We start from the raw sequence: 7,239 nt of genomic DNA on the forward strand, positions 1-7,239 counted from the left end.
GCCGATTTTTTATGCCAAGGCATTTGTAAAATCCAGTCGATATAAGTACGCACAACCGTTGCTTCTGACGAGCTTTGCGGCATTGCTTTTAGCTTTTTAAATTCATTATCCAATTTCTCTTTTACATCTGTTGGTAATTTAGCCGCATCAATTTTTTCTTTGAGCTTATCTAACTCACTCTGCTCAACATCATCGCCATTGCCTAACTCTTTCTGAATAGCTTTGATTTGTTCATTGAGATAGTAATCACGCTGGTTTTTTTCCATCTGCTGTTTCACACGATTACGGATACGGGTTTCCGTTTCAAGGGTATCCATTTCCGTTGCCATCGCAATTAATAAGGCTTCAAAACGAGCAATGAGATTCGGTTGCTCTAACAGTTCTTGTTTTTTCTTGACAGGGGCAATTAAGTTAGAAGCAATCGTATCGGCGAGACGATCTTCAAGCGTAATTTTTTGTAGTTTAGGAATAATTTCCGCTGGAATTTTTTTATTATTTTTAACGTAATTTTCAAATTCGGTTAAAGTTGTTTTGGCAATAGTTTTTAATTCTTCGTTTTCTTCATCATATTCAGAATAAATAGGCTGAATTGCCGCCCAAAAGCCGTTTTCATCATCGTGAATTTGCTCAATTTTGGCACGAGTTTGCCCTTCAACCAGCACTTTTACCGTGCCATCCGGCAAGTTTAACATTTGAATGATGTTAGCGGTTACGCCAACAGAATACATATCGTCTTTACTTGGATCTTCTTTATTCGGGTCTTGTTGAGTAACTAAAAACAGTTGTTTATTCGAATCCATCGCCGAACGTAGGGCTTGAATTGATTTTTCACGACCTACAAATAACGGCATAACCATATATGGGAACACCACCACATCACGCAATGGAAGTAGTGGTAATTCAATTGCTTTCTTTTTTCTTGGTGCCATAAATTTGCTCTCTCTATCTAAAATATCGTTATCCCATTATGAGGACGAATTTGGGAAAAACAAGGGAAAATTTGATTTATATTAAAAAAACTCAATAGGCTTAAACAGTAGATGATGACGATTTAATCAATCGTTAAAACCAGAGCAATTTGCTCAATTTCTTGCTTGACATAAACTTAGAATGCGAGCAGAATTCTCACCAATTTTAATCTTCAGGGCAGGGTGAAATTCCCGATCGGCGGTAAAGTCCGCGAGCGAAACGAAAAAGGTTTGGCAGGAACCGGTGAAACTCCGGTACCGACAGTATAGTCTGGATGGAAGAAGAGGTTATCATATTGAAAGCACTGTGCAAGCGGTTGTTTTTCATTCCTTTTTTGCAAGCCTTGAGATCGTAAGATTTCAAGGCTTCATTATTTTTAACTACAAGCGGAATTGCAAAATTTTCCTAAAAATTCACCGCTTGTATTGAAAATAATCCTTTCAGCACGCCCTCAATTTATCAAAAATTTGTATGAAAGATGCTCAATATATGGCTTATGCCATTGAACTTGCCAAGAAAGCAAAAGGTTGGACAAATCCGAACCCTTTAGTAGGTTGTGTAATTGTAAAAGATGGCGAAATTATCGCTGAAGGTTACCACGAAAAATACGGAGAATGGCACGCTGAACGTAATGCGATTTTACGCTCCGAGCAGGATTTAGTAGGGGCTACTGCTTACGTTACGCTTGAGCCTTGCTGCCATTATGGACGAACGCCGCCTTGTTCTAATTTATTGATTGAGCGAGGAATTAAGAAAGTGTTCATCGGTTCTCGTGATCCAAATCCACTTGTTTCAGGTAAAGGATCAGAACAGCTTAGAGCCGCCGGGGTGGATGTTATTGAGGATTTTATGCGGGCAGAATGTGATGAATTAAATCCGATTTTTTTCCATTACATTCAAACTAAACGCCCTTATGTGTTGCTGAAATATGCGATGACGGCAGACGGCAAAATTGCGACCAGCACAGGTGAATCAAAATGGATTACAGGCGAGCAAGCTCGAGCTAAAGTGCAAGAAACCCGCCATCAATATAGTTCCATTATGGTAGGGGTAGAAACTGTTTTAGCAGACGATCCAATGCTTAATAGCCGAATGCCAAATGCCAAGCAGCCCGTGAGAATTGTTTGTGATAGCCAGTTAAGAACGCCGCTAGATTGCAAATTAGTGCAAACAGCAAAAGAGTATCGCACCGTTATTGCAACATTAAATGATGACACGAAAGCTCACGAAGCCTATCAACAACTTGGAGTGGAAATTGTAGTAACAAAAGCGGATAACAAGCGGGTAGATTTGCTCGATTTTTTGCAAAAACTAGGCGAAATGCAAATTGACAGTTTATTAATTGAGGGCGGTTCAAGCCTGAATTTCAGTGCATTAAAAGCAGGTTGTGTAAACAGAGTGCATTGCTATATCGCCCCCAAATTGGTGGGTGGACAAAATGCTAAAACCCCAATCAGCGGAGAGGGAATAGGCGAGTTAGCCCAAGCGGTCAAATTAAAACTGAAATCTACCGAGCTGATCGGTGAAGATATTTTATTAGATTATGAAGTGAAGCAAGGAAAATAAATGTTCACAGGTATTATCGAAGAAGTTGGTCAAATCGCACAAATCAAAAAGCAAGGCGAATTTGCGGTTGTTACTGTCAAAGCTAAAAAAGTGCTTACTGATGTGCAATTAGGCGATAGCATTGCGGTAAATGGTGTTTGTTTAACGGTAACTTCTTTTACGAAAGAGCAATTTACCGCAGATGTGATGTCGGAAACCCTAAAACGCACTTCACTTGGCGAATTGAGCCTAAACAGTCCGGTTAATTTAGAGCGAGCAATGGCGGCAAATGGGCGTTTCGGAGGGCATATTGTGTCAGGTCATATTGACGGAACAGGCACCGTTGCCGAAATTACTCCTGCGGATAATGCCACTTGGTATCGTATCAATGCTTCGCCGAAACTGTTGCGTTATATCATTGAGAAAGGCTCAATTACTATTGATGGCATTAGCTTAACCGTAGTTGATGTGAATGACGAATCATTTCGTGTATCGATTATTCCGCATACGATCAAAGAAACAAATTTAGGCTCGAAAAAAATCGGTAGCCTTGTGAATTTAGAAAACGATATTGTCGGTAAATATATCGAACAGTTTTTATTGAAAAAAGAACCTGAAAACCCACCGAGTAAACTTACGGTCGATTTTCTAAAAAATGCAGGATTTTAAAAGGATAAATAATGTTTAAATTTTCAACTGTAGAAGAAGCTATTCAAGCGATTGCCGCAGGTAAAATTATTTTAGTCAGTGATGATGCGGATCGTGAAAACGAGGGCGATTTCATCTGTGCAGCAGAATTTGCCACACCGGAAAATATCAATTTTATGGCGAAATATGGCAAAGGTTTAATTTGTACGCCTATTTCTACCGACATTGCGGAGCGATTGGATTTTCACCCGATGGTGGTCGTAAATAAAGATAATCATCAAACAGCGTTTACCGTTTCTGTCGATCATATTGAGACGGGCACTGGCATTTCGGCTTTTGAGCGTTCTCTCACTTGTATGAAAATATTAGATGAAAACGCAAAAGCGGAAGATTTCCGTCGTCCGGGGCACGTTTTCCCTTTAGTCGCTAAAGACGGTGGGGTGTTGGTGCGTAACGGTCATACCGAAGCTACGGTGGATTTGGCTCGCCTTGCAGGTTTAAAACCGGCAGGACTTTGCTGTGAAATTATGGCAGAAGACGGCACAATGATGCAAATGCCTGAACTTCAAGCCTTTGCGAAAGAGCATAATATGCCGTTTATTACGATTCAGCAGCTGCAAGAGTATCGTAGAAAACACGATAGCCTGGTTGATGTAGTATCGGTTGTGAATATGCCGACTAAATATGGTGAATTTAAAGCACATAGCTTTGTTGAAACTTTATCCGGCAAAGAGCACGTTGCACTGGTAAAAGGCGATATTGGCGATGGCGAAAATGTGTTATGCCGTATTCATTCAGAATGTTTAACAGGTGATGCGTTTGGTTCTCAACGTTGCGATTGTGGGCAACAATTTGCTGCGGCAATGAGCCAAGTTGAAGCAGAGGGCAGAGGTGTCGTACTTTATTTACGCCAAGAAGGACGAGGCATTGGCTTAATCAACAAACTACGTGCTTATGAATTGCAAGATAGAGGAATGGATACTGTTGAAGCTAATCTTGCACTAGGCTTTAAGGATGATGAGCGTGAATATTACATTGCGGCTCAAATGTTTGAAAAACTGGGCGTGAAGTCTATTCGCTTGCTCACTAATAATCCTGCAAAAATCGAAGGGCTTATTGAGCAAGGGTTAAATGTGGTGGCTCGTGAGCCAATTATGGTTGAGCCAAACGAACACGATTTGGAATACCTCAAAGTTAAACAGCACAAAATGCGACATATGTTTAATTTTTAATGAAATTCTCTGGTACAAGGGTAATTTGCAAACATTTAGTAAAAAAATGACCGCTTGTAGTGCTTAATTGAAATATCAAATTTATTTTTAAAGAAGGAAAACAAAAAATGGCAACATTTCAAGGTAATTATATTGCGACAGGTTTAAAATTCGGTATTGTGGCAACGAACTGGCATAAAATCTTTATTGATCAACTGCTCAACGGTGCAACTGATAAATTGCTTCGTCACGGAGTGGAAGCAGAAAATATTGATACTGTTTGGGTACCGGGTGCATTAGAAATCTCAATTGCAGCAAAAAAAATGGCACAAAGTGGGAAATATGATGCGATTATCTGTTTAGGTGCGGTGGTGCGTGGAGCAACCAGCCATTATGATGTGGTGGTAAATGAATCAGCAAAAGGCATTAGTAGTTCTGCATTAGAAACCGGTGTGCCGATTATCAATGGTATTTTAACCGTAGAAAACTTAGAGCAGGCGATTGAGCGTTCAGGCACTAAAGCCGGTAATAAAGGCGAAGAGTGTGCGATGGTTGCGATCGAAATGGCTAACCTATTAAAAATGTTAGGCTAACAAATTAAAAAATCCCCTTAGAACGAAAATGCTAAGGGGATTTTTTTATCTTCTTCTAATCAAGAAGCTAATTATTAAACAGATTAAACTCAATCCATAAATCAGCCAAGAGCCAAATTGTTTGAAAGGCGTATCACCTTTGGTTGGCTTGAGGGTAGCGGTCAGCACCTCTGTGGTAAATTGAGGCAGTTGCTGAATAATTTTTCCATTTGCATCCACAATAGCAGTGATCCCGGTATTTGCTGCTCGTACAAGTGGTTTGCCAAGTTCTAACGCTCGCATTCTTGCCATTTGGAAATGTTGCCACGGACCAATACTTGAGCCAAACCACGCATCATTAGTAATGGTTAAGAGATAATCCGCATTTTGACTTTTTTGGTTTTGTTGCACCTGATCGCCAAAAATAATTTCATAGCAAATTGCCAGATTAAAACGGTTGTTTTTTGCCATCATTGGGCTTTGAATAAAGCTGCCTTGAGAAAGATTAATAGGTAGAATAAAGACTTCTCGCATCCAATCTAATACCGAGCCAAAGGGCACATATTCACCAAATGGCACTAGATGGTGTTTGTTATAACGCTTGCTGGCGTGTAAATCGTAAGGCTTGTCTTGCCCTAACAGCACTGTGCTATTAAACAATTCCGCTTTCTCATTTTCATAGAGTGTGCCGATAATAATCTCACTACCAGTTTGGCGAGAGAGATTATCTAAAGCACCTAAAATGCCGCCAATTTGATTTTCAAGAGCTGGGATTGCAGATTCAGGCAAAATAATTACATCGGTTTTACCTAAATAAGGCAGAATGAGTTGCTCGTAGGTTTTTACACTAAAATTGAAATGCTGAGGATCCCATTTCATTTTCTGCTCAATATTTCCTTGCACAAGGCTTACTACAAGCGGTTGTTTTTCTTCATCAATTTGCACAAAGTTAAGGAAGCGGGTTGCAAAACTTAACGAAAAAATGACCGCTAGTAAGGCGAGTGATTTGAGTGGTTTGCTTTCTTGCTTCAGCAGTTTGACTAAATAGCCACTTGCTACTACTACAAAGAAAGTTAATCCTTCTACCCCAAAAATTGGAGCGATACCGGCAAAAGGACTATCAATTAAGCTATAACCAAATTGTAGCCAAGGGAAACCTGTAAATACCACGCCACGCAAATATTCGGTAAAGGTGAAAATTGCTGCGAGAGCAAACGGGTTATTCAGCCTGAATTTGCGTGAGAGAACGCTAAAGAGCAAGTTATAAATGGCTAAATAACAAGCAAGTAGAAAAACAGCGATATAACTAACGACTACAGGCACTCCGCCGAATTGGGTCATACTGACCGATACCCAGTTCACGCCTGTGCAGAAATAGCCTATAGACCAAGCGAATGTTGCCCACAATGCGGTTTTTCTCTGCTCAAGTGTTGCAGCCCAAATTAAGCCTGCACAGGAGATAAAGGCGAGAACCCAAATATCAAACGGAGAGTAGGCGAAAGTGCCAACTGCACCTAGCAGTAGAGTAGCAATACAAGCGGTTATAATTGGTGGATTTTTTGCAAAATTCATAGTTCTCACTAAATAAGAGAGGCACGCCTAAACGTGCCTTTTAGATAATTAAAAAATTTATTCTTCTTCGCTTTGCGAGTGTTGTTCCATTTTTTCTAATTGTTCATCAGAAAGCGTTACTCGCAGTTGAATTAACTGGCGACTATTAGCAGAAGTTACTTTAAAACCAATGCCTTCCAGTTCAATTTGTTCGCCACGTTTTGGGAAGTAACCAAATGCTTTCATTATCAGCCCACCAATGGTATCAACCTCTTCATCATTGAAGTTGGTTGCAAAAAACTCATTGAATTTTTTAATATCAGTAAGTGGTAACACAGCATAAGTATGTCTCGAAAGTTGGCGAATCGGCTTCACTTCTTCTTCATCGAACTCATCATCAATATCGCCAACAATTTGTTCAAGAATATCTTCAATAGTAACTAAACCGGATACAGCCCCAAATTCATCAACTACGACTGCCATATGAAAACGCTCGGAACGGAATTCTTTTAACATTCTGTCTAATCGCTTACTTTCCGGCACAATTACGGCTGGGCGTAGAATTTCTTGCAGATTAAATGGCTCAGAATCAGAACGTAAATATTTGAGCAAATCTTTTGAATGCAGAATGCCTTCAATGGTATCTTTCTCGCCACGAATAACAGGAAAACGTGAGTGGGCGGATTCCACAATCACATCAATAAAAATTTCCAGCGGTTCATTAGCATCAATAAATACAATTT

General features: G+C 39.9%; 7 protein-coding genes and 1 riboswitch. Of the genes, 4 read left to right on the top strand and 3 right to left on the bottom strand.

What is annotated here, in order from left to right; all coding sequences use genetic code 11:
- Nucleotides 1–929, bottom strand: a 929-nt coding sequence (locus ACJHV0_RS08110; RefSeq protein WP_483133876.1) for an LON peptidase substrate-binding domain-containing protein, incomplete at its 3' end; no start/stop codon positions are given.
- A 204-nt stretch (nt 930–1,133) separates the two neighbouring features.
- Nucleotides 1,134–1,259: riboswitch (FMN riboswitch) on the top strand.
- Nucleotides 1,260–1,440: 181 nt separating this feature from the next.
- Between ACJHV0_RS08110 and ribD the strand changes: the two genes are divergently transcribed.
- The 4 genes from ribD to ribH all read left to right on the top strand — a co-directional run bounded on the left by ribD (nt 1,441) and on the right by ribH (nt 4,966).
- A complete protein-coding gene (gene ribD, locus ACJHV0_RS08115; protein ID WP_483133877.1) occupies nt 1,441–2,535 on the top strand; it encodes a bifunctional diaminohydroxyphosphoribosylaminopyrimidine deaminase/5-amino-6-(5-phosphoribosylamino)uracil reductase RibD in 1,095 nt (364 codons plus the stop codon).
- On the top strand, nt 2,536–3,183 hold the full coding sequence (gene ribE / locus ACJHV0_RS08120; protein ID WP_178217169.1) for a riboflavin synthase: 648 nt from the start codon (nt 2,536–2,538) through the stop codon (nt 3,181–3,183).
- Between the two features lie 11 nt (nt 3,184–3,194).
- Nucleotides 3,195–4,394 (top strand): bifunctional 3,4-dihydroxy-2-butanone-4-phosphate synthase/GTP cyclohydrolase II, encoded by a 1,200-nt coding sequence (locus ACJHV0_RS08125; protein ID WP_334248184.1) that lies wholly within the window; start codon nt 3,195–3,197, stop codon nt 4,392–4,394.
- A 107-nt stretch (nt 4,395–4,501) separates the two neighbouring features.
- Entirely contained in the window at nt 4,502–4,966 is a 465-nt protein-coding gene (gene ribH, locus ACJHV0_RS08130) for a 6,7-dimethyl-8-ribityllumazine synthase (protein ID WP_025236298.1), read from the top strand.
- A gap of 45 nt (nt 4,967–5,011) precedes the next feature.
- Here the strand turns inward: ribH and lnt are convergent, their stop codons facing one another.
- A complete protein-coding gene (gene lnt, locus ACJHV0_RS08135) occupies nt 5,012–6,517 on the bottom strand; it encodes an apolipoprotein N-acyltransferase (RefSeq protein WP_483133878.1) in 1,506 nt (501 codons plus the stop codon).
- 57 nt (nt 6,518–6,574) lie between these two features.
- Nucleotides 6,575–7,239 (bottom strand): transporter associated domain-containing protein (locus tag ACJHV0_RS08140; RefSeq protein WP_483133879.1); only part of this gene is annotated, 665 nt, incomplete at its 5' end.

This window comes from Mannheimia sp., from assembly GCF_056854775.1.